The sequence below is a fragment of the Streptomyces sp. NPDC107581 genome (assembly GCF_055657175.1).
On record NZ_JBVKBH010000069.1, the window covers coordinates 1 to 1,157 of the forward strand.

At 71.0% G+C, this 1,157-nt stretch carries 1 pseudogene; it reads right to left on the reverse strand.

Going from position 1 to position 1,157, the window contains the following annotated elements:
* Positions 1-1,157, reverse strand: a pseudogene (locus ACZ7P3_RS42585) (alpha-1,4-glucan--maltose-1-phosphate maltosyltransferase); the annotation flags it as partial.

Here is a 1,157-nt window from a genome sequence, read left to right on the forward strand (position 1 = left end):
CGGCGGATGGTGTTGAGGCGGGTGATGAGGGGGGCGATGGTGCGGCCCTCGCGGGCCGCGGCGTCCCAGTCGCGGGGCTTGAGCTGGTACTTCTCCGAGTCGAGGTACTCCTCGCTGGCCGGGCGCAGCGGGGTGTTCTCGCACAGTTCGTAGCCGCTGTAGATGCCCCAGGCGGGGGAGAGGGTGGCGGCGAGCACGGCGCGGACCTCGAAGGCGGGCCGGCCGCCGTGCTGCAGGTAGGCGTGCAGGATGTCCGGGGTGTTGGCGAAGAAGTTCGGCCGCATGTAGGCGGCCGCCTCGCCCGACAGCTCGGTCAGGTACTCGGTCAGCTCCTGCTTGCCGTTGCGCCAGGTGAAGTACGTGTACGACTGCTGGAAGCCGATCTGCGCGAGGGTGTGCATCATGGCCGGGCGGGTGAACGCCTCCGCCAGGAAGATCACGTCCGGGTCGCGGCGGTTGACCTCCGCGATGACCCGTTCCCAGAAGACCACCGGTTTGGTGTGCGGGTTGTCCACGCGGAAGATCCGCACCCCGTGCTCCATCCAGTGCCGCAGGAGCCCGACGGTCTCCGTGACCAGGCCGTCCAGGTCCGCGTCGAAGGCGACGGGGTAGATGTCCTGGTACTTCTTCGGCGGGTTCTCGGCGTGGGCGATCGTGCCGTCGGGGCGGTGGTGGAACCACTCCGGGTGCTTGTCCACCCAGGGGTGGTCCGGCGAGCACTGCAGGGCGAAGTCCAGCGCGACCTCCAGGCCGGCCTCCCGTGCCCGCTCCACGAAGTGGTCGAAGTCCTCCAGGGTGCCCAGGGCGGGGTGGACGGCGTCGTGGCCGCCCTCGGGGGAGCCGATCGCCCAGGGCACGCCCACGTCGTCGGGGCCGGGGGTGAGGGTGTTGTTGCGGCCCTTGCGGAAGGTGGTGCCGATGGGGTGGATCGGGGGGAGGTAGACGACGTCGAAGCCCATGCCGGCGATGGCCGGGAGCCTGCGGGCGGCGGTGCGGAAGGTGCCGTGGGGCTGCTCGGCCGTGCCCTCCGAACGCGGGAAGAACTCGTACCAGGAGCCGTACAGGGCCCTGGCCCGCTCCACCAGCAGCGGCATCGGATCGCCGGCCGTGACCAACTCCCGCAGCGGGTACCGGGACAGCACCGCGTCCACCTCGGG